We start from the raw sequence: 18,590 nt of genomic DNA, 5'->3' as shown, positions 1-18,590 counted from the left end.
CGGCGGCGGATTTCAATCAGGCATTCGAGGCAGGGTCAGCGCGCGCCACGAACATAGCTGGAGCCGAGCGCCAGCGGCAGGCTGGCGCGGCGTCCGGCAAGGATCAGCACCAGCATGACCATGGCAAACGGCAGCATCTGGATGACGTCGGTGGGGATATCGACACCGGCCACCTGCAGCGCCGTCGTCATCGACAGGCAGGCACCAAACAGCAGCGCCCCGCCCAGCACCCAGAGCGGCTTGCCGCGCGCCAGCATAGCGAGCACGATGCCGATAAAACCGTTGCCATGCGTCATGAACGGCACGAAGACGCCGGCGCCGACGATCGACATGAAGGCGCCGCCGAGCCCGGCGAACAGCCCGGTGCACAACACGGCGACGGTGCGGGTACAGATGACGTCGACGCCAGCCGCATCCAGCGCCGCCGGCTTGTCGCCCGCCGCCTGCAGCGCGCTGCCCAGATGGGTGGCGCGGAAGACGTAGATCATCACGAAGACGAGCAGGATGGCGATGTAGACGATGACAGGGCGATCGAAGACGGCCGGCCCGATCACCGGAATGCCCGACAGGAGCGGGATCGGCAACGTGTCCATCGCATCCAGCCGCGGATAGGTGCGCGAAAACTGGATGTTGTGCAGGAGCGCGGTGATCCCCTCGGCGCCCAGCGTCAGGGCGATGCCGATGACGATCTGGTTGAGGCCGAGCCGGACGCAGAGCAGCGCCATGATCGCCGCCACCGCCATGCCACCCAGCGCGCCGAAGGCGAAGCCGAGCGTGGTGGAGCCGGAGACATAAGCAATCAGGAACCCCATGTAGGCGCCGATCAGCATCATGCCTTCGAGACCGATGTTGAGCACGCCGGCCTTTTCCGACAGTTGCTCGCCAAGACCGGCCAGCAGCAGCGGAATGCCGGCGACGACGGCGCCGAGCACCAGAGACGTAAGGAAAGCTTCGGTAAACAGACCCATGACTTAGCTCCTCACCTTCTGCTGCCGGCGCTGGTCGAGATATTCGGTCAGGCCGAGCACGACCAGCAGGATCGCCACGATAACCAGCGAGAAATAGTTGGGCACGCCGAGCTTGCGCGCCGCGCTCTCGCCGCCGATCGAAAGCACCGAGAACAGGAAAACGAAGGCGATGGTGCCGAAACCGTTGAAGCGCGCCAAAAAGACCAGCGGCACCACCGTCAGGCTGTAGGCCGGGTTCCAGTCGGCGCGGACATTGCCCTGCGTGCCGAGGATATCGACGGCACCGGCCAGTCCGGCAAGGGCGGCGGAGATGCCGAACACCAGCACCGTCAACAGCGGCACCGGCAGGCCGGCATGGATCGCCGCCTTGGAATTGGCACCGACGACACGCAATTTCAGGCCGAAAGCCGTGCGGGTCATCACCAGATGCACGACGATGATGACGGCGAGGCCGATCAGCAGGCCGGACGAAACTGTGGTATCGAACAGCCGCGGCAGGCGGTCTTCCACCGGCAGCGTCCGCGTCTGCGGCACGGTCGTGGTCGGATCGAGAAAGGCCAGCTTGACGAGAACATTGGCCAGAGACACGCCGAGGAAGGTCATCATCAAGGTCGTGATGATCTCGTTGACGCCCTGATAGGCCCTGAGCAGCGCCGGCACCACCGACCAGAGCATGCCGACGACAGCGCCGATCAGCAGCCCGACGATCAGCACGACCCACACCGGAAAGATCTCGACCAGAGCCGGACCGGCAGCCGCGACCAGCACCGCGCCCAAGAGGAACTGCCCGTCACCGCCGAGGTTCCAGATCCCCGCCCGGAAGGCGACGATCAGGCTGGCGGCGATCAACAGCAGCGGCCCCATCCGCGTCAGCGTCGCCTGCAGGCCGGACGGCGAAAACAGGCCGCGACCGGCGACGTAGGAATAATAGGTCAGCGGATTGACGCCCATGGCGATCAGCACCAGCCCGCCGATGACAAGGGCGACGACGACCGGTCCGATGGTGATCAGCGCCATATGCGCCCATTCGCGGCGATGCTCCGGCGGTGCCTCGGTCGGCTTGTCCGCCGTGCGTGTTGTCTGTGCGGCGCTCATACCGTCATCCCACTCATCAATTCGCCGATCTTGCGCCTAGCATCGGCATCGTTGTCCACCGTTCCGACGATGCGCCCTTGCGACATGACGGCGATACGATCTGCCAGTTCGAGGATTTCCTCAAGGTCGGTGGAGATCAAAAGCACGGCGCGGCCGGCCTCCGCCGCCTCGCGGATGCGCCGGCGGGAGGAGCGGATGTTCTGGACATCCAGCCCATAGGTCGGCTTGGCGAAAATCACCGCCTCGGCCGCCCCCGAAAGCTCGCGCGCCAAAAGAACCTTCTGGATGTTGCCGCCGGAAAGTTTTGCAACCGGGGTCTCGATGCTCGGCGTGCGCACGTCGAATTCGCCGACATAGCGCCGGGCATTGTCGGCAATCGCCGCCGGCTGCTCGACGCCGCTTTTCCAGAACGGCCGGTCGCCGATCTGCTTGAGCAGCAGGTTGGTGGACACCGGGAAGGTGCCGACGGTGCCTTCACCCAGGCGGTCGTCGGTGACGTATCGCAGCCCATGGCTGCGCCGCTCGCCGACGCCTGCCTTTTCCAGCGAAACGCCCTTGAGCTTCAGCGAGCCGGAACGGATCGGCCGCTGCCCGGCAAGCGCTTCCGCCAGCTGCTTCTGGCCATTGCCGTCGATACCGGCCAGGCCGAGGATTTCGCCCGCAGCCACGGTGAAGGAGATCCCGGAGAGCGGCACCGAACCATCGTCGACCGCAAGCCCATCGACGGCCAGCACCGGCCTGCCGCCAACGGCACGCATCTCGCGAGCGCCGGATTCTGCCTCACCGAAAGCATTGGTGCCGAACATCATGCGCACGACTTCCGCCATTGCGGCGGAGGTATCGGCGCTCTTCAAGACCTGCGGCTCCATGGCGCCGGCATTCTTGCCGAGCCGCAGCACGGAAATGCGGTCACCATAAGCCAGTGCCTCGTTGAGCTTGTGGGTGATGAACACCACGGCCAGCCCGCGCGCCACGAGACGGCGCATCAGTTCGCCGAGCTGTTCGGCATCGCGCGGCGTCAGCATCGCCGTCGCCTCGTCGAGGATCAGGCAGCGGCTGCCGCGCATCAGGGCGCGAACGATCTCGACCTGCTGCTGTTCGCCGAGCGACAGCGAACCCGCCAGCGCATAAGGATCGATGCGGATACCGATGCTGCTCGCCTGCTCGCGCATCCGCGCCGCGACACCTTCGCGGTCCGGCCGCTTCCACCACGGGCCGCCGAGGGTAAAATTGTCGACCAGCGTCAAGGAAGGCACCAGCATCGAATGCTGGAAGACGGTGCCGATGCCGAGATCGAGCGCCTGGCGCGGCGAGGCGATATCGATAGCCGAGCCGTCGATGAGGATTTCGCCCTCATCCGGCTTCTGCAGCCCCGAAAGCATGCCGACGAGCGTCGATTTGCCCGCACCGTTTTCGCCGAGAAGAACATGGACCTCTCCCGGCCAGAGGTCGATCGTCACGTGGTCGTTGGCAACCACGCCCGGGAATCGCTTTGTCACCTGGCGCAAGGACACGACTGGCCCTTGTGCGGCAACCGGAGAAGCGGAACTGCCCACCATAAATCTGCAACTCTGTTTCATGTCCGAAAAGGCATCGCACGCGCCGACGGAACCCCGTCGGCGCGGCGAACGATCGTCTGCGCTCTATTACTGCGCCGTCGGAACGGCCGTGACAAGCTTGTGCACGGTATCGGCATCGAAATGCGGCTCGACCTTGATCTTGCCGGCAATGATGTCGTCGCGCAGCGCCGAAATCTGCGACCAGACATCGTCCGGGATGCTCTTGGTCTTGAGCAGCTTGACGGAGTCGTCGGAGAGCTTGATGTCGTAGTTGTGGCTGCCGAACTTGTCGGCCTTCAGGTCCTCGATCATCGCAACGTAGACCGGGGTCAGGTCCCAGATGACGGACGACAGCAGGAAGCCCTTGTCGAGCGACGTCTTGTCGCCGATGACGTCGATGAAATAGACCTTGCCGCCATCGGTCGCCTTGGTGGTTTCGACAGCCTGCAGCATGCCGAAGGACGAGCCGTTGCCCTGACCGAAGATGACGTCGGCGCCAGCCGCGATCACTGTTTCCGTAACGCGCTTGCCGCCTGCGACGTCGGCATAAGCAGCCGGGCCGATCACGGCGTAACGGACTTCGACGGTCGACTTTTCAGCCTTCACGCCCTCTGCGAAAGCGGAAGACATGGCGTTCCACGACGGAGGCTCGCCGGAAACGACGATGCCGACGACGCCGGTGCGCGACATCTTGGCGGCGAGGCGGCCGGCGAGATAGGCGCCTTCATGGCCGCTTGCCGTGTAGTCGGCAACGGCGCCGGCCTTCAACTGGTCCGGACGGTCGACGATGGCAACCGGAACATTGAGCTCGGCGCCGATTTCCGGAGCAGCGGTGTTGTAGCCGCTGGCATGGGCGATCAGCAGGCTCGCGCCGTCTTCGGCAAGCTCGCGCAGCGTCGGGCGAACGTCGCCGTAACCGAGGTTTTCGGCAACGGTGACTTCGACGCCAGCCTTGGCGCCGGCAGCCTTGGCCGCATCGATGCCCTGCTGGTTCCAGCCGAAATCCGTGCCCTGTTCCGGCGTCAGGATGGCGATGGACTTGACTTCCGCGGCAAGCGCAAAAGTATTCATGAGCGCAACAAAAGTAATAACACTCGCACTTCTTTTCAGAATGCTCTTCATTTCTTAGGTTCCCCTTTTTGTTTGCCTGTAATTCATATGTTTGTTATTCGTATTTTGCAAATAACAAACACAATATTCATTCAACTCAACGAGTCGACGATGAAATTCTCCCTGATTTCAATGTTCCTGATTGCCCTGGCCGGCACGACCGCCGCACAGGAAGTCCATGTGGTGGCGCGCGGCCGTGACGGGCTCGTGAAGGTGCCGATGACCTTCACCAATGCCGGCCCCGCCCCGATGGCCTGCAAGAGCGCGATCGCCCACTGGTATTCCCTGGACCTCGGCATTGCCGCAGAGGGCGCAAAGGTGAGCGTCGAGCTGTGGTCGGATCCGAAAAGCGGCGAGATCTTCCTGCTCAACGACAAGGAAGACCGCATGCCGATCCAGTCGCTGTGGTGCGGCCTGGAGGGGCGCTCCTGGGAGACGCGCGCCGAGATCGTCCTGTCACGTCGGGCCGGAGACACGCCGGCGGCGGAAAATCTCGTCTGCACCCAGGCCGAAAACCGGATGACCTGCAAGGCGATATGAGACGAAGAGGGGGCGGCCCTGCCGCCTTCGCCCCCGCCGCCGGCAAGACCGGCGCACGGACGGCCGGAAGCCTGCCGCAAGGCAGTCATCGCACCGTGGATACGCCAATCGACTTGCATCGGGAAAGCCTTTCCTGCACCTGTTCAGAAAAGCCGTTCGGAACAATTTCCCGAACCGGGGACCATTGGGCTTGACACGCCTCAATGGGCATAACACTCTCATACCGTAATACAATCTGTCAAGCGCATTGAGGCGCGAAAAGGGGAAATCGGCAGCCTGCTCCATCGCCTTGAAAAAGCTTGGAAAACTGCCTGTTTAACCTTGTGAAACACGAAGGAAAAGACAATGCAGACAGCGATCGTGACCGGCGCCAGCAAGGGATTGGGACGGGCCATCGCCATCGAACTCGGCCGGGCCGGTTATGCCGTCGTGGTTGCCGCCCGCGACCAGGCCGGCCTCGACGAAACGGTCGAACTGGCAAAGGCCGCGGGCGCGCCGGCGACACTCGCCGTCGCCGCCGATCTTTCACAGCCCGAGGCGCCCGACGCGGTGGTCAAGGCCGCCCTCGATGCGTTCGGCCGGATCGACGTCGTCGTCAACAATGCCGGCGCCACCAAGCGCGGCGATTTCTTCACCCTGACGGAAGAGGATTTCATCAGCGGCTTCGCGCTGAAGTTTCATGCCACCGTGCGCTTCTGCCGCGCCGCATGGCCGGCGCTTGCCAAGGCCGGCGGCAGCATCGTCAACATTTCTGGCATCGGCGCCCACACGCCGGAACCGGATTTCACCATCGGTGGCTCGGTGAATTCCGCCATCATCAATTTCACCAAGGCGCTGTCGAAGCGGGCAGCAGTGGATAACATTCGCATGAACGTGCTGTGCCCCGGTCATATTGTTACCGATCGGCTGGAAGCTCGCATCAAGGTCCGGGCGAGGGACCAGGGCATCAGCTTCGAGCAGGCCCGCGAGGAGATGCGCCTGGCCCAACACATCGACCGCTACGGCACGCCGGAAGAGATCGCCCACACGGTCGCCTTCCTCGTTTCCGACAAGGCCTCCTATATCCAGGGCACGGTGATCAATGTCGATGGCGGCGCGACGCCGGGGATCTGAAACGATCCGCCATGCGGCAGCGGCGGCAAACCTGCCGCCGTTACTCCGCGGCCGCTTCCTCGAACTGGGCGCGCAGAATGCCGATCGCCACCTTGGCGGCATTGGACACATGCTTGATCGCCGCCTTGCGCGCCTCGGCATCTTTACGGGCGACCAGCAGTTCCACCAGTTCGCTCAGTTCCTCCATGCTCTGCACCGTGCGGCCCGGCGCCTGCAGCGACGTGGCCCGCAGCACCATGATGCGGGAGTTGAGCATGGAGAGCGTCTGGCCCAGCGCTTCGTTGTAAGCGCCGGAGATCAGACAATCGTAGAAGTCGTTCTTGGCCTTGAGGCGGACGATGGAATCCGTCGAGGTGGACGAATCCTTCATCTTCTTGAAGGCCTTGCGCAATGCCTTGTGGTCGGCGGGCGTCGCACGCTGCGCAAACAATTCGCTGGCCAGCCCTTCGAGTTCCATGCGCACCTGGTAGATGCCTTCGGCCTGCTCCGGCGTGACACCGGCGACGATCGGGCCGCGGTGCGGCAGGACGTGAATCATTCCTTCGGATTCAAGCTGGCGCAGCGCCTCGCGCACGGCCGTGCGACTGACGCCAGTCATTTCGCAGAGATCGCGTTCCGTCAGCCGGTCACCGGCCTTGTAGATGCCGGCGGCGATGGAATTGCGAATGCTTTCCGTGACGCTGTGGCGCAAGGGTGCAGCCGTCTTGGTGACCTTGAAATTATACTGGGGCGCGTCCTTGGACAAAACCGGCATCTTCTTCTTACCGTTGTTATTCAGCATCAGCGGTTTCGTATCCTGTCCCGTGCGCGACCGCAGCTATCCGGCCAAAGCTTCGACAACCACGCACTTCATACCATAGTCCGGGGAACTGTACCAAGCATCGCCACCGACCTGCGAGCTTCAGTCCCCGCCATTCTTGACAGACGTCAACCTCGTCGAAGGCGTCATGCCCCGGCGGCAATATCCCGTGAAAACCGCTTCTGGCCTCATCCCCCATCAGATTCGCATAATACGCGAATATAATACTATGCCAACCCGCCTTTTTCAGGTGGGCCGCTGCCGCCTGCGCCGACGGCAGCGTCTGACGTCACAGATCGCGGTCGATCACCGCCATGGCAGCCGTCACGCCGGCGCCGAGATCAAGGCCGGCAACACCCATGGCCGACAGCGTGCCGACCAGCGCCGTGATGGCGATCGGGGCATAGATCGGCCGCGCCGTCGGCCCCATATGGCCGATGCGCGTCAGCTTGCCGAGCGTTTCGCCACGGCCGGAGGAGAACACCACGCCGTACCGCCGCCGCGCCTCCTTGCGCAGCACCGCTTCGTCGATGCCCTCGGGAACACGAACGGCCGTCGTCGTCGGCGATGAAATCGCCTCGCTGGCCGGCCAGAGTTTCAGGCCGGCGGCCAGGATGCCGGCGCGGGTGGCCTCGGCCGTCAGCGCATGGCGGCGCCAGACGTTTTCCGGGCCTTCGTCAAGGTAGAGGTCGAGCGCCGCATCGAGGCCGTTGATTTCGGCGACCGACGGGGTGAAAGGGAAGGGGCGGTCGGCGCGCCAGGCGTCTTCCCAATCGAGGATCGACAGCATCGAGGCCCGCGGCGCAGCCGGATTGGCCTTCATCTTCGCCCAGGCGGCATCGCTCACCGACAGCAGCGAGAGGCCGGGCGGGCAGCCGAGGCACTTGTTGGGGCCAGTCACAAACAGGTCGGCATGGATCGTGTCGGGATAGACCTCCATGCCGCCGAAGGACGACACGGCATCCACCAGCAGCAGGGCACCATGCGCATGGACGATCCGGCCGATTTCGGCGACCGGATTGATGGTGCCGGAAGGCGTATCGTGATGGCAAACCGCGACGACGCGGATCTCCGGGCGGGCCTTCAGCATGTCGGCGACCGATTGCGGATCGATCACCTCGTTATAGGGAACGCGGATTTCCACCACCTCGGCGCAATAACGCTTCGCCCAGCCGGCAAAGCCGGCGCCGTAAACGCCCGAAGCCAGATTGAGGACGACATCCTCCCTGGCCAGCAGCGAGGCGGCAGCGGCTTCGAGGCCGAGCACCGGCTCGCCCTGCAGGATCACCGGCATGGTGCGCGAGGCGAACGCCTTCTGCACCTTGCGGGAAACATTTTCGTAATGCTCAAGGAAAGCCGGATCGTAATCATATAGCACCGGCCGCGCCAGCGCCCGCAGGACCGCCGGATAGGAATCGACAGGACCGGTGGTCAGCGTAAAAATCGGATCGGTCTGGGTGGGTTTGCTCATGGTCTTCACTCCTGTTCCTGCAGCGATGGCTTAGTGGCCGGCCGCGTGTTTCATAACGGCACCCGCATCGTCCGTTCGGTCGAGCGCCCAGATGGCCGACAGCAAGCGGTCGATATCGAAGCTTCGACCGCGATACCGGCTGAGTACCTTCAGTTTGTCCTCCAGTTCGGCATCGCTCAAGGGATTGCCGAGGCTGCCGCGCGCCTTTTCCACCGTCACCGCCAGATTTCCGCAGGCCAGGGTGATCTCGACGCGTGCCCCTTCGACATCGAAGGCGGGATCGTCGACGAAAGAGAGCTTTTCGCCAAGCGCCCGCACCGCCGGGTCGGCAACGCTCTCGTCGCTGAATTCCGGCAGGCCGGCCTTGCCGGTGAGCAAGGATATCGCCACCGCATGTTGGGCGCTGACCTGCGACAGGCGGCCGGTCGCAACACCGGGCCGGTCGGTGCGCTGGCGCAGCAGCGGATGACCCGTCAGGGTGATTTTTTCGATGGCCGCGGCGTCGAAACCCGGCTTGCCGCGCAAGGTCAGGCACGCATCGATCACCGGATTGAGCACGACGCCGCAGGGATAAGGCTTGAACGTGTTGGAGAGGATTTCCCAGCGTGTTCCGAGGCCATCGAGGAGAATAGCAAGGTCAGGCTTTTCCGCCGTAACCTCCAGAAAGCCGCGCGGACCTTCCAAGGGCAAGGCAGGGCCGGAGAAGCCGTCGGCAGCAAGCAGCGCCGATAGCAGCCCGTTGCGGGCGGCATTGCCGACGCTGATGCTTTTCGACATCGTGCCCAGCGTCTCGACCAGACCGGAGGCCTGCGCCGAAGCATTGCCGAGGGCGTCGAGGAACTGCCCTTCGCCGAAACCCAAAATCTTGCCGGCAGCAAAGGCGGCGCCGAACGTGCCGCAGGTTGAGGTGATGTGCCAGCCGCGGCTGTAATGGCTCGGCGAAACGGCATTGCCGATGCGGCATTCGATTTCCACGCCGAGAATGAAGGCCAGCAAAAGCTCCTCGCCGCGCAGCGGACGGTTTTCCGCCAGCGCGAAAACGACGGGAGCGACCGGCGCCGTCGGGTGGATGATCGTCGGAATATGCGTGTCGTCGAAATCGAAGACATTGGCGCTGGCGGCATTCAGGAACGACGCCCACAGCATGTCCGGCCGTTCGTCACGGCCGATCACGGTGGAAGACGACGGGCCGCTGAAGGCGCCGAGAACGCCGCAGGCCTTGTCGAGCGCCGGCTCGCCGCTGCCGGCGATTGCGGTTGCGAAGAAATTGACCAGGCAGCGTTTCGCCGCGTGCCGCACCTCGGCGGGCACCTGCTCCCATGCCAGGCCCGCGGCGAAGGCCGCAAGCCGCCGGCTCGCTCCCGTCTGCATCGCCATGCTCACGCCTTGGCGTCCTTGCCCTTGACCTCGGCGCCGGCCCACTGCTCGACGGTGCGGATGACGGCGGTCATGTCGGCATCATGGCCGAATTCGCTCCTGGTGATCGAAAACAGCTGGCGAACGGCGCTCGCCACCATCATCGGCACGCCGAGACGCTCGCCTTCCTCGACGCACAGCCGGATATCCTTGGCGGACAGGCCGACGGCAAAGCCGAAATCGAAGGTGCGCGGCAGCACGAAACGTGGGATCTTGTCCACCGAGGCGCTGTTGCGGCCGCTGCCGGCGTTGAGCACGTCGATCATCGTCTCCGCCTCCAGCCCGGCCTTGGCGCCGAGCACCATGGCTTCGGAGGTGATGGCAAGCGCGGCTGCGGAGCAGATATTGTTGATCAGCTTCATCGTCTGCGCCATGCCGGGCTCGGCGCCGACATAAAACACCTTGCCGAGGTTTTCGAGCACCGGCACGAGCAGATCGAAGGCGTCGCGGTCGCCTGAGGCCATCAGCGCCAGCGAGCCCTTACTGGCGCCGGCCACGCCGCCGCTGACCGGGCAATCGATCAGCTTGATATCGGTGCCTTGCAGCCTGGTCGCGACATCGGCCTCGGCCTGCGGGCCGGTGGTCGAGAGATCGACGATGCGGCGGATTTTCGTGCCCGATGACAGGCCGTCGGCGCCGGTGCAGACGAGCTTGACGACGTCAGGCGTCGGCAGCGAGATCAGCACGGTCTCGGCTTCGGAAGCGACGGCAGCCGGCGAAGCGGCAGCGCGGGCGCCTTTGGCAACGAGGGCCTGCAGGGCGGCTTCGCTGCGGTCGTAAATGACCAGCTCATACCCCGCATCGATGAGGCGCGACGCCATCGGCGCCCCCATATTGCCGAGACCGACGAAACCCAGAACCGTTTTAGACATGATACCTCCAGGGCGCTTGATGCGCCGTATGCGTTCGATAGGAAATCAGGCGATGGACCAGCCGTTATCGACCGGCAGCAGCGCGCCGTTGAGATCGCGGCTGTGCGGGCCACAGAGAAAGGCGGCAAGCGCCGTGACCGTATCCATGGAAATGAAGCGTCCGCCGGGCTGGCGGGTCGAGAGAAAGTCGCGGGTGGCTTCCTCGACGGAAATGTTCTTCTCCGCCGCCATCGCCTCGATCCGTGCCTGCGCCGAGGGCGTGTGCATCAGGCCGGGGCAGATGGCATTGCAGGTGATATCCTCCGATGCCGTTTCCAGCGCCACCGTCCGCGTCATGCCGACGATGGCATGTTTGGTGGTGACGTAGTCCAGCCGGCCGGGCAGGGCAATCAGGCTGTAGACGGAAGCGAGATTGATGATCCGGCCCCAGCCTTTCTGCCGCATGCCGGGCAAGGCCAGCCGGATCGTGTGAAAGGCGGCGGAGAGATTGACGGCCAGCGCCTGGCTCCAGTCCTCCGGCGGCAGTTGCTCGACGGGGGCGAAACGGCGGATGACGGCGTTGTTGACGAGGATATCGACCGTATCGAAGGTGCGGACGGCGGCGGCGTGCAGCGCCTCGATCTCCTGCGGATTGCGCAGGTCGGCGCGCTTGTAGACGACGCAGCAACCGTGTTTTGCTTCGAGCTTGGCGGCGGTCTCCTCGCCGTCCTCCTGGGTATCCAGGCCTGTCAGCACGGTGTTGCAGCCTTCGGCGGCAAAACGTTCGGCGATGGCCAGTCCCAATCCGGCCGTCGAGCCGGTGATCAGCGCAGTTTTTCCCCTCATGGCAGCAGATCTCTCCATGGCTTGATCGGCGCCTCGTCGAGCCGGACGGCAATGCCCTCCAGTTCCGGGCTTGGCGGACGATAGACCTTCATCACCAGCGGATCGTGACCGGGTACGATGTGGTCCTCGTCCTCGGCCAGCGCCTTGATGGTTCGAAAACCCTCCAGCATGTCGCCGAGGCTGTGCAGGATCGGGAAGGACCGGCCGCTCGAAACATTATCGTAGAAATGCGAGGCATCGGAGGCGATCACCACCCAGCCGCGCTTCGTCCACACCCGCACGACCTGCAGCCCGGCGGTATGGCCGCCGGTGCGATGCAGCGTCAGGCCCGGCACGATTTCAGTGGTGCCGTCATGGAACGCCACACGGCCATGATAGACGCAGCGCACGAAGCGCGTCACATCTTCGACGGAATAGGGCGCGCGCAACGGCGAATGGCACATGCAGCGCCCCGTGGCATAAGCCACCTCCGCATCCTGCACGTGAAAGCGCGCCTTCGGAAAGCTGTCGAGCGTGCCGGCATGGTCGTAATGCAGGTGGGTGAGGATCACCTGGTCGACATCCGCGGCGGCAATGCCGAGATGGGAAAGCGCCTCGGAGGGCATGCGCAGCAGGGTGCGGCCCCGCGCTTGCGCCGCCTCTTCGTCGAAGCCCGTATCGATAACGAAGACGCGATCGGAACGCCGCGCCACCCAGACATAATAGTCGAGATCCGCACCGCCTTCATGGCTGTCGCCGCCGAGGTAATTGTCGGAGAGATGGCGGCCGGAATGATTGGCGTAACGGATGGCGTATAGCTCAAATGGTTCTATCGACACGTTTTTCCGCCCCATCGGAAGCTTTGGTCTTCGACCGCTGCGGCATTGATGTTCGATTCCGCCGCCCCTGTCGAGACCGCGCCTTCGCCTGTCCCGTTTTTATATTATTGTAATCCTGTCATACAATCTCTTGACGGTCAATATCGTGGCCGTTATGGTCCGGGCATCAACGGCGAAGGGTGGCAGTTGCCTGCAAACCGGGCGCCCGGCGACAACAAATAAGAAATGGGGGACATTGATGACGACTCGCCCCGAGTTCCAGACGGAACTCTTCGAAAAAGGCCTGAAAGTGCGACGGGAGGTCCTTGGCGACGCCTATGTCGACCGCTCGCTCAATTCCGTCGACGACCTGACGGCGCCGCTGCAGAAACTGGTGACGGAATGGTGCTGGGGCGAGATCTGGAACCGCCCGGGCCTGAAGCGCAAGACGCGCAGCTTCCTCAACCTCGCGATGCTGACGGCCCTCAACCGGCCGCATGAAATCAAGATCCATGTGCGCGGCGCGCTGAACAACGGCGTCACCAAGGAGGAGATCGTCGAGGTCATCCTCCAGGCCGCCATCTATTGCGGCGTGCCGGCCGCGCTCGACTGCATGCGCGTTGCCGCAGAAGTGATCCGGGAGCACGAATAGCCGAGCATTTCCGCCTGACGGCGCTTCACATATCTGCCTTATCTTAAAATATCCGAAGGGGAACACGCGTATGACAAACACGCAAAGGCAATTCAAATCGGCGACGGAGCACCGTCTGAAGACGGGTGCCGAATTCAAGGAGTCGCTGATCGACGGCCGCCAGATCTGGGTTGGCGGCAAGCAGATCGAGAAGGTGACGGACGAGCCGGCTCTCGCCGCCGGCGTCGATCTTCTCGCATCCATGTTCGACGACCAGTTCACCGACGAGCACGCCGATGCCACCACCTATTACGACGAGGCCGCCAAAGCCGTCGTCAGCCGCGCCTGGCAGATCCCGCGCACCAAGGAAGAGCTGGTCGATCGCCGCAAGATGATCGAATACACCAGCCTGAAGACCGGCGGCACCTTCGGCCGTCCGCCGGATCTGGCGCCCGCCATCGCCGTCGGCCTCTACGCCTACCTGCCGACCTTCAAGAAGAAGAAGTCGCTGATCGACGGCATCGATCCGGATTTCGCCGAAAACATCGAGCGCTACGTCGAATACGGCCGTGAAAACAACCTGACGGCCTCCGAAAGCCTTGCCGGCCCGCAGTCCGACCGCTCTTCTCCGAAGGCGTCCGAAGCATCGCTTCTCAAGGTCAAGAGCGTCGAGAAGGACGGCATCCGCATCTACGGCGCCAAGACGGTCGGTTCGATCGCAGCGCAGGCCAAGGAAATCTTCTTCACCAACCTCGGCGGCATCCAGGAAACGCCGGCGGACGCCTGCATCTGGGGGTCGATCCCGGTCAATTCCGAAGGCATCAAGCTGATTTCCCGCGAAATGGTGTCGCAGCCGGGTTCGGAAAAATTCGACCATCCGATCGCCTCCATGGGCGAAGAAGCCGACCAGTTCATCATCTTCGACAACGTCTTCGTTCCGAAGGACCGCATCTTCAACCTCGGCGATCCGACGGCGATGCAGTATTACGGCCCGGTCTGCATTTTCGCGCACTGGCACGTGCTGACGCGCCTTGCCGTCAAGGCGGAACTGTTCGTCGGCGCTGGCCAGCTCGTGCTCGATTACCTCGGCACCGGCAAGATCCCGGCCGTGCAGCTGATGCTCGGCGAACTGATCGAATACCAGCAGGCGCTGCGCGCCTTCGTGCTGGCGGCGGAAGCGCTTGCCAAGCCGACCGAGGGCGGCGTGATGGCACCGGATGCCGGCATGCTGACCGCCGGCCGCCTCTACTCGATCCAGCATTATCCGCGCATCATTCACATCCTGCAGGAAATGTGCGGCCAGGGCCTCGTCATGCGCTTCGGCAAAAAGGCGTACGACAATCCCGAGATCGGTCACTACCTGCACGACCTGCTGCCCGGCCACGGCGTTTCCGCCATGGTCAAGGAACAGCTGATGAACTTCATCTGGGACATGACCTCCGGTGCGCTTGCCGGCCGTGTCGCCCTGTTCGAAAACGTCAATGCCAGCCCGGCTCCGCGCCTGCGCGCCCGTCTCTACGAAGAGATCAAGCGCAACGAGTTCACCGGCCAGGTCAAGAAGCTCGCCGGCATCGAATAAGCCGGCCTTCATCGGCAAGGCGGGCGCCTTTGCGGGCGCCTGCCGACATCCTGAATCTGGCCGCCTCGCCCGGATCGGGGCAGGGGCCGCCAGCACTTGCTGGGGACATTTCCCATGGCCGATTTCCATTCCATCCTCGATGCCTTTTATTTGGCCTACGCCGAGCGCGATGCGGCCAAGGCCGGCGCGCTTTACCCCGAAGACGGCTGGCACGAGGAAGTCGCAATGAGCAAACGCAGGACGGGACGCGAAGCGGTGGCCGAAGGGCTTGCCGGCTTCTTCCGCATGCTGCCCGACGTCACCTGGAGCGAAGAGCAGCGCATCCTTTCCGGCCGGCAGGCGGCCGTGCTCTACACGATGCGCGGCACCTTCACGCCGCGCCCGAAGGAGGGCGAAGAGGTGCCGCAGCCGAAGACCGTGGTGCTGAAGGGCTTGCATCTCTTCGAGTTTTCCGATGACGGGTTGATCGGCACCAAGGATCTCTGGAACCTCGACAGCTTCAAACAACAGATTGCGTGACGAAAAATGGCCGCTTTCGATTTCACCCGATACGACGCACTCGGACTGGCCGGGCTGATCCGCAGCAAGGAGATCTCGGCCGAAGAGCTGCTCGATGCGACCATCGCGCGGATCGAAGCGCTGAACCCGAAGCTCAACGCCGTCGTGCATGCGCATTTCGACCTCGCCCGCAAAGCAATCGCCGATGGCCTGCCGGACGGCGCCTTTACCGGCGTGCCGTTCCTGATCAAGAATACCGGTTTCGAGGTGGACGGCATGATCCTCTCCACCGGCTCGGAGCTGCACCGGAATACGGTGTCGAGGCGGGACGGCACGCTGGCGGCACGCTACAAGGCCGGCGGCCTCGTCATCCTCGGAAAGTCCAACACGCCGGAATTCGCCCTCAGTTTTACCACCGAATCCGATGCCTTCGGGCCGGTGCATAACCCGTGGGACCTGACGCGTACGGCCGGCGGCTCCTCCGGCGGCTCGACGGCGGCCGTGGCGGCCGGCCTCGTTGCCTTCGCCAACAGTTCCGACGGCGCCGGCTCGACGCGCCTGCCGGCATCCCATTGCGGCCTCTTCGGTTTCAAGCCGACCCGCATGCGCAACCCGCTCGGCCCCGTCGCCGTCGAGGCAATTGCTGGCATGTCGACGCCGCATGCGGTCTCCTGGTCGGTGCGCGACAACGCCGCGCTTCTGGATGTTTCCGCCGGCTCCGATGTCGGCGACCCCTATGCCGCGCCGGCCGAGGAGGGCACCTATCTCGCCAGCCTCGCCCGCCCGCCAAAATGCCTGCGCATCGGCATGACGCTGACGGCGCCGACCGGCACGGCGATCGATCCACAGGTACTGGCAGCCGTCCGCGATACGGCAAGGAAGCTGGAAGGTCTCGGCCACCATGTCGAGGACGTGGCCGATGCCGGCTACGACGGGCACGCGTTGATGAAGGCATGGCGGATCATCGCCGGCGTCAGCGCCGCCACCGGTATCAGCTTCAGTCAGCAGCCGGGCGGGCCGGATCCGATCGAGCAGATCGAACCGGTCAACCAGGAATGGGTGCGCGAGGGCCGCAGCCGCTCCGGCATCGACTATATGTGGGCGATCAACCAGCTGCATGCGACGGCACGGGCGCTTGGCCGTTTCTTCGCCCGCTACGACATCCTGCTCAGCCCGGTCGCGGACACGCCGGCGCCAAAACTCGGCGAACTGGCCGGACGCGGCAGGCACCTCGACGAATTCTTCGCCCGCTTCTGGAGCCACGGGCCGTTTACCGCTGCCTTCAACGCTTCCGGCTGCCCGGCGATGAGCGTGCCGCTCGCCATGAGTGATGACGGCCTGCCGATCGGCATCCATTTCGGCGCCGCCTTCGGGCGGGATGCCTTGCTGTTTTCGCTGGCGGCGCAGCTAGAACAGGCATTTCCCTGGTTCGATCGCCGCCCGCCGGCCCCGTTCGGCCACGCAGCATAAGGAGGCGGATCATGGCCGCGACATCGCAAATTCTCGAACTTTCCGCCCGCGACATCGCCCGAAAGGTCGGCAATGGCGACCTCTCCGCCGTCGATGTCACGACGGCCTTCTTCGATCACATCGAGGCCACGGACGGGCCGATCATGGCATGGCAACATCTGGCGCGCGACAATGCGCTGGTCCATGCCCGCGGCATCGACAAGGCGGCGACCAGGGGAACGCTCGCCGGTGTGCCCGTCGGCGTCAAGGACGTCATCGATACGGCCGACATGCCGACCGGTTATGGGTCGCGGGTCTATGATGGCTTCCGTCCGGCCTGGGATGCGCCTTGCGTGACCATCGCCCGCAGCGCTGGCGGCGTCGTGCTCGGCAAGACCGTCTCGACCGAGTTCGCGATGATGAACCCGAACAAGACGCGCAACCCGCACAATACCGCCCACACGCCCGGCGGCTCGTCCAGCGGCTCCTGCGCCGCGGTTGCCGCCGGGCATGCCCGGCTTGCCTTCGGAACCCAGACATCCGGATCGGTCGTCCGCCCCGCCTCCTTCTGTGGCGTCGTCGGCTTCAAGCCGACCTTCGGCCTGCTGAACCGCACCGCCGTGAAAGTGCTGTGCGACAATCTCGATACCCTCGGCATCATCACCCGCGATGTGCGGGATGCGGCCTGGTGCACGGCCGCCATTGCCGACAACCCGGGCTTCGTCGTCGAAGAGGCGATGAGCAAACCAACCGTCGGCGTTTTCCGGACATCGCGCTGGGACCAGGCGGAAGCGTCGTCGCAACAGGCCGTGGAAGCGACGGCCGAGCTTCTGTCGAACGCCGGTGCGACCGTCAAGGAAATCCCCGTACCGGACTGGTTCGACGAGATCTTCAACCTGCAGGACGCCATCATGGGCTGGGAAGTGACCCAGTCGCTGGCCTATGAGCGCAAACATCTCTCGCCGCAGCTCGGCGTCGCCACCCGGCAGATGATGCACGACAAATCCCTGACGACGATCGACGAATACATGGATGCGCGCCGCCGCCTTCCCGAGATCCGCAACCGCTTCGAAGCTTTGATCGAGGGTTTCGATGCCTTGATCACGCCATCCGCCCCGGGCGAGGCGCCCGAAGGCATGCCGACCGGCGATCCGCTGTTCAATCGTGCCTGGACCGTGCTGCATGGCCCGTGCCTGAACGTGCCGGCGATCATCGGGCCGAAAGGGCTTCCCGTCGGCGTGCAGGTGGTGGGGCGGCGCTACGACGACCGGCGGACGCTGGCGGTTGCCGCGGCTGTCGAGGATCACTGGAGCCAGAAAAGGGGCAAGGCATGAACGCGGCGCAGACTTCACCAGACCTCGCCGCTCATGATCTCGTCGACGATTTCAAGGCGGCGATGCGGCTTTTGGCCGCCAGCGTCACCATCATCACCGCCGGCCAGAAGGAGGCCCGCCGCGGCCTGACGGCAACCGCCGTCTGCAGCCTGTCGATGACGCCGCCGAGCATGCTGGTCTGCGTCAATCGTCTGGGCGAAGCGCATGCGGCGATCACCTCGACCGGCGCCTTCTGCGTCAATATCCTCGCCGAGACCGACGAAGAGATCGCCAAGCGTTTTGCCGGCCATGGCGGCGCGGTGGGCCAGGACAAGTTCCTCGATGCCGACTGGCTGGAACTGGCGACCGGGTCTCCGGCGCTCGACAGCGCGCTGGTCAACATCGACTGCGTCGTTTCGGAGGTGACGCAGACGGAGAGCCATTCGGTGTTTTTCGGCACGGTGAAGAAGGTGCGGCTCAATCCCGCCAAGCGTCCGTTGCTGCACTTCAACCGCAATTTCTTTTCACTGCCGGGCCAGGACGACGCCTGAAACG

General features: G+C 64.2%; 18 protein-coding genes. 8 read left to right on the top strand and 10 right to left on the bottom strand.

Annotated elements, in window-relative coordinates; translation table 11 throughout:
* Nucleotides 1-35: 35 nt before the first annotated feature.
* From DEM27_RS14335 to DEM27_RS14320, 4 genes are all read right to left on the bottom strand, one after another.
* Entirely contained in the window at nucleotides 36-968 is a 933-nt protein-coding gene (locus tag DEM27_RS14335; RefSeq protein ID WP_109458918.1) for a putative B6 ABC transporter permease subunit 1, read from the bottom strand.
* 3 nt (nucleotides 969-971) lie between these two features.
* A complete protein-coding gene (locus tag DEM27_RS14330) occupies nucleotides 972-2,063 on the bottom strand; it encodes a putative B6 ABC transporter permease subunit 2 (RefSeq protein ID WP_109458917.1) in 1,092 nt (363 codons plus the stop codon).
* On the bottom strand, nucleotides 2,060-3,541 hold the full coding sequence (locus DEM27_RS14325) for a putative B6 ABC transporter ATP-binding protein (RefSeq protein ID WP_337250475.1): 1,482 nt from the start codon (nucleotides 3,539-3,541) through the stop codon (nucleotides 2,060-2,062). The genes DEM27_RS14330 and DEM27_RS14325 overlap by 4 nt, the downstream gene beginning before the upstream one ends.
* Nucleotides 3,542-3,709: 168 nt before the next feature.
* Nucleotides 3,710-4,693 (bottom strand): putative B6 ABC transporter substrate-binding protein, encoded by a 984-nt coding sequence (locus DEM27_RS14320; protein ID WP_245445833.1) that lies wholly within the window; start codon nucleotides 4,691-4,693, stop codon nucleotides 3,710-3,712.
* A 150-nt stretch (nucleotides 4,694-4,843) separates the two neighbouring features.
* Here DEM27_RS14320 and DEM27_RS14315 point away from each other — a divergent pair, with 150 nt between their 5' ends.
* Together DEM27_RS14315 and DEM27_RS14310 are read left to right on the top strand one after the other, a co-directional pair.
* Complete coding sequence (locus DEM27_RS14315) at nucleotides 4,844-5,272, top strand: hypothetical protein (RefSeq protein ID WP_128755508.1); 429 nt, start codon at nucleotides 4,844-4,846, stop codon at nucleotides 5,270-5,272.
* 345 nt (nucleotides 5,273-5,617) lie between these two features.
* Nucleotides 5,618-6,385 (top strand): SDR family oxidoreductase, encoded by a 768-nt coding sequence (locus DEM27_RS14310; RefSeq protein ID WP_109458913.1) that lies wholly within the window; start codon nucleotides 5,618-5,620, stop codon nucleotides 6,383-6,385.
* Nucleotides 6,386-6,425: 40 nt separating this feature from the next.
* On the opposite strand, the gene DEM27_RS14305 is transcribed toward DEM27_RS14310, so the two are convergent.
* The 6 genes from DEM27_RS14305 to DEM27_RS14280 all read right to left on the bottom strand — a co-directional run bounded on the left by DEM27_RS14305 (nucleotide 6,426) and on the right by DEM27_RS14280 (nucleotide 12,601).
* Nucleotides 6,426-7,166 carry a GntR family transcriptional regulator gene (locus DEM27_RS14305; protein WP_205908901.1) on the bottom strand — a complete coding sequence of 247 codons (741 nt, stop codon included), beginning with the start codon at nucleotides 7,164-7,166 and terminating at the stop codon, nucleotides 6,426-6,428.
* Nucleotides 7,167-7,473: 307 nt separating this feature from the next.
* Nucleotides 7,474-8,655 (bottom strand): pyridoxamine--pyruvate transaminase, encoded by a 1,182-nt coding sequence (ppaT, locus tag DEM27_RS14300; protein WP_109458977.1) that lies wholly within the window; start codon nucleotides 8,653-8,655, stop codon nucleotides 7,474-7,476.
* A gap of 30 nt (nucleotides 8,656-8,685) precedes the next feature.
* Nucleotides 8,686-10,032, bottom strand: a complete 1,347-nt coding sequence (locus tag DEM27_RS14295; protein ID WP_205908900.1) for an MmgE/PrpD family protein — start codon at nucleotides 10,030-10,032, stop codon at nucleotides 8,686-8,688.
* 2 nt (nucleotides 10,033-10,034) lie between these two features.
* Nucleotides 10,035-10,943: an NAD(P)-dependent oxidoreductase gene (locus tag DEM27_RS14290; protein ID WP_109458912.1), complete on the bottom strand. Its 909-nt coding sequence runs from the start codon at nucleotides 10,941-10,943 to the stop codon at nucleotides 10,035-10,037.
* A gap of 45 nt (nucleotides 10,944-10,988) precedes the next feature.
* Nucleotides 10,989-11,768: a 3-hydroxybutyrate dehydrogenase gene (locus tag DEM27_RS14285; protein ID WP_109458911.1), complete on the bottom strand. Its 780-nt coding sequence runs from the start codon at nucleotides 11,766-11,768 to the stop codon at nucleotides 10,989-10,991.
* Complete coding sequence (locus DEM27_RS14280; protein WP_420028821.1) at nucleotides 11,765-12,601, bottom strand: N-acyl homoserine lactonase family protein; 837 nt, start codon at nucleotides 12,599-12,601, stop codon at nucleotides 11,765-11,767. Before DEM27_RS14280 ends, DEM27_RS14285 begins: the two co-directional genes overlap by 4 nt.
* A 223-nt stretch (nucleotides 12,602-12,824) precedes the next feature.
* Here DEM27_RS14280 and DEM27_RS14275 point away from each other — a divergent pair, with 223 nt between their 5' ends.
* From DEM27_RS14275 to DEM27_RS14250, 6 genes are all read left to right on the top strand, one after another.
* On the top strand, nucleotides 12,825-13,217 hold the full coding sequence (locus DEM27_RS14275) for a carboxymuconolactone decarboxylase family protein (protein WP_109458910.1): 393 nt from the start codon (nucleotides 12,825-12,827) through the stop codon (nucleotides 13,215-13,217).
* Nucleotides 13,218-13,287: 70 nt separating this feature from the next.
* On the top strand, nucleotides 13,288-14,775 hold the full coding sequence (locus DEM27_RS14270) for a 4-hydroxyphenylacetate 3-hydroxylase N-terminal domain-containing protein (protein ID WP_109458909.1): 1,488 nt from the start codon (nucleotides 13,288-13,290) through the stop codon (nucleotides 14,773-14,775).
* Between the two features lie 114 nt (nucleotides 14,776-14,889).
* Nucleotides 14,890-15,294 (top strand): nuclear transport factor 2 family protein, encoded by a 405-nt coding sequence (locus DEM27_RS14265; RefSeq protein ID WP_109458908.1) that lies wholly within the window; start codon nucleotides 14,890-14,892, stop codon nucleotides 15,292-15,294.
* Between the two features lie 6 nt (nucleotides 15,295-15,300).
* Nucleotides 15,301-16,743: an amidase gene (locus tag DEM27_RS14260; RefSeq protein WP_109458907.1), complete on the top strand. Its 1,443-nt coding sequence runs from the start codon at nucleotides 15,301-15,303 to the stop codon at nucleotides 16,741-16,743.
* 11 nt (nucleotides 16,744-16,754) lie between these two features.
* On the top strand, nucleotides 16,755-18,056 hold the full coding sequence (locus DEM27_RS14255; RefSeq protein WP_109458906.1) for an amidase: 1,302 nt from the start codon (nucleotides 16,755-16,757) through the stop codon (nucleotides 18,054-18,056).
* Nucleotides 18,053-18,586 carry a flavin reductase family protein gene (locus DEM27_RS14250; RefSeq protein ID WP_109458905.1) on the top strand — a complete coding sequence of 178 codons (534 nt, stop codon included), beginning with the start codon at nucleotides 18,053-18,055 and terminating at the stop codon, nucleotides 18,584-18,586. The genes DEM27_RS14255 and DEM27_RS14250 overlap by 4 nt, the downstream gene beginning before the upstream one ends.
* The last annotated feature ends 4 nt before the right edge of the window (nucleotides 18,587-18,590 follow it).

It is taken from the genome of Rhizobium album (genome assembly GCF_003122325.1).
GTDB lineage: Bacteria > Pseudomonadota > Alphaproteobacteria > Rhizobiales > Rhizobiaceae > Metarhizobium > Metarhizobium album.
This window is presented reverse-complemented; position numbering and strand designations above follow the sequence as displayed.

Excerpts from the sequence above, each read along its gene's own strand:
- DEM27_RS14295 (WP_205908900.1), bottom strand. The coding sequence starts at position 10,032 with ATGGCGATGCAGACGGGAGCGAGCCGGCGGCTTGCGGCCTTCGCCGCG.
- DEM27_RS14280 (WP_420028821.1), bottom strand. The coding sequence starts at position 12,601 with ATGGGGCGGAAAAACGTGTCGATAGAACCATTTGAGCTATACGCCATC.
- DEM27_RS14330 (WP_109458917.1), bottom strand. The coding sequence starts at position 2,063 with ATGAGCGCCGCACAGACAACACGCACGGCGGACAAGCCGACCGAGGCA.
- DEM27_RS14265 (WP_109458908.1), top strand. The coding sequence starts at position 14,890 with ATGGCCGATTTCCATTCCATCCTCGATGCCTTTTATTTGGCCTACGCC.
- DEM27_RS14270 (WP_109458909.1), top strand. The coding sequence starts at position 13,288 with ATGACAAACACGCAAAGGCAATTCAAATCGGCGACGGAGCACCGTCTG.
- DEM27_RS14310 (WP_109458913.1), top strand. The coding sequence starts at position 5,618 with ATGCAGACAGCGATCGTGACCGGCGCCAGCAAGGGATTGGGACGGGCC.
- DEM27_RS14320 (WP_245445833.1), bottom strand. The coding sequence starts at position 4,693 with ATGAATACTTTTGCGCTTGCCGCGGAAGTCAAGTCCATCGCCATCCTG.
- DEM27_RS14290 (WP_109458912.1), bottom strand. The coding sequence starts at position 10,943 with ATGTCTAAAACGGTTCTGGGTTTCGTCGGTCTCGGCAATATGGGGGCG.
- DEM27_RS14250 (WP_109458905.1), top strand. The coding sequence starts at position 18,053 with ATGAACGCGGCGCAGACTTCACCAGACCTCGCCGCTCATGATCTCGTC.
- DEM27_RS14305 (WP_205908901.1), bottom strand. The coding sequence starts at position 7,166 with ATGCTGAATAACAACGGTAAGAAGAAGATGCCGGTTTTGTCCAAGGAC.
- DEM27_RS14255 (WP_109458906.1), top strand. The coding sequence starts at position 16,755 with ATGGCCGCGACATCGCAAATTCTCGAACTTTCCGCCCGCGACATCGCC.
- ppaT (WP_109458977.1), bottom strand. The coding sequence starts at position 8,655 with ATGAGCAAACCCACCCAGACCGATCCGATTTTTACGCTGACCACCGGT.
- DEM27_RS14315 (WP_128755508.1), top strand. The coding sequence starts at position 4,844 with ATGAAATTCTCCCTGATTTCAATGTTCCTGATTGCCCTGGCCGGCACG.
- DEM27_RS14285 (WP_109458911.1), bottom strand. The coding sequence starts at position 11,768 with ATGAGGGGAAAAACTGCGCTGATCACCGGCTCGACGGCCGGATTGGGA.
- DEM27_RS14335 (WP_109458918.1), bottom strand. The coding sequence starts at position 968 with ATGGGTCTGTTTACCGAAGCTTTCCTTACGTCTCTGGTGCTCGGCGCC.
- DEM27_RS14275 (WP_109458910.1), top strand. The coding sequence starts at position 12,825 with ATGACGACTCGCCCCGAGTTCCAGACGGAACTCTTCGAAAAAGGCCTG.
- DEM27_RS14260 (WP_109458907.1), top strand. The coding sequence starts at position 15,301 with ATGGCCGCTTTCGATTTCACCCGATACGACGCACTCGGACTGGCCGGG.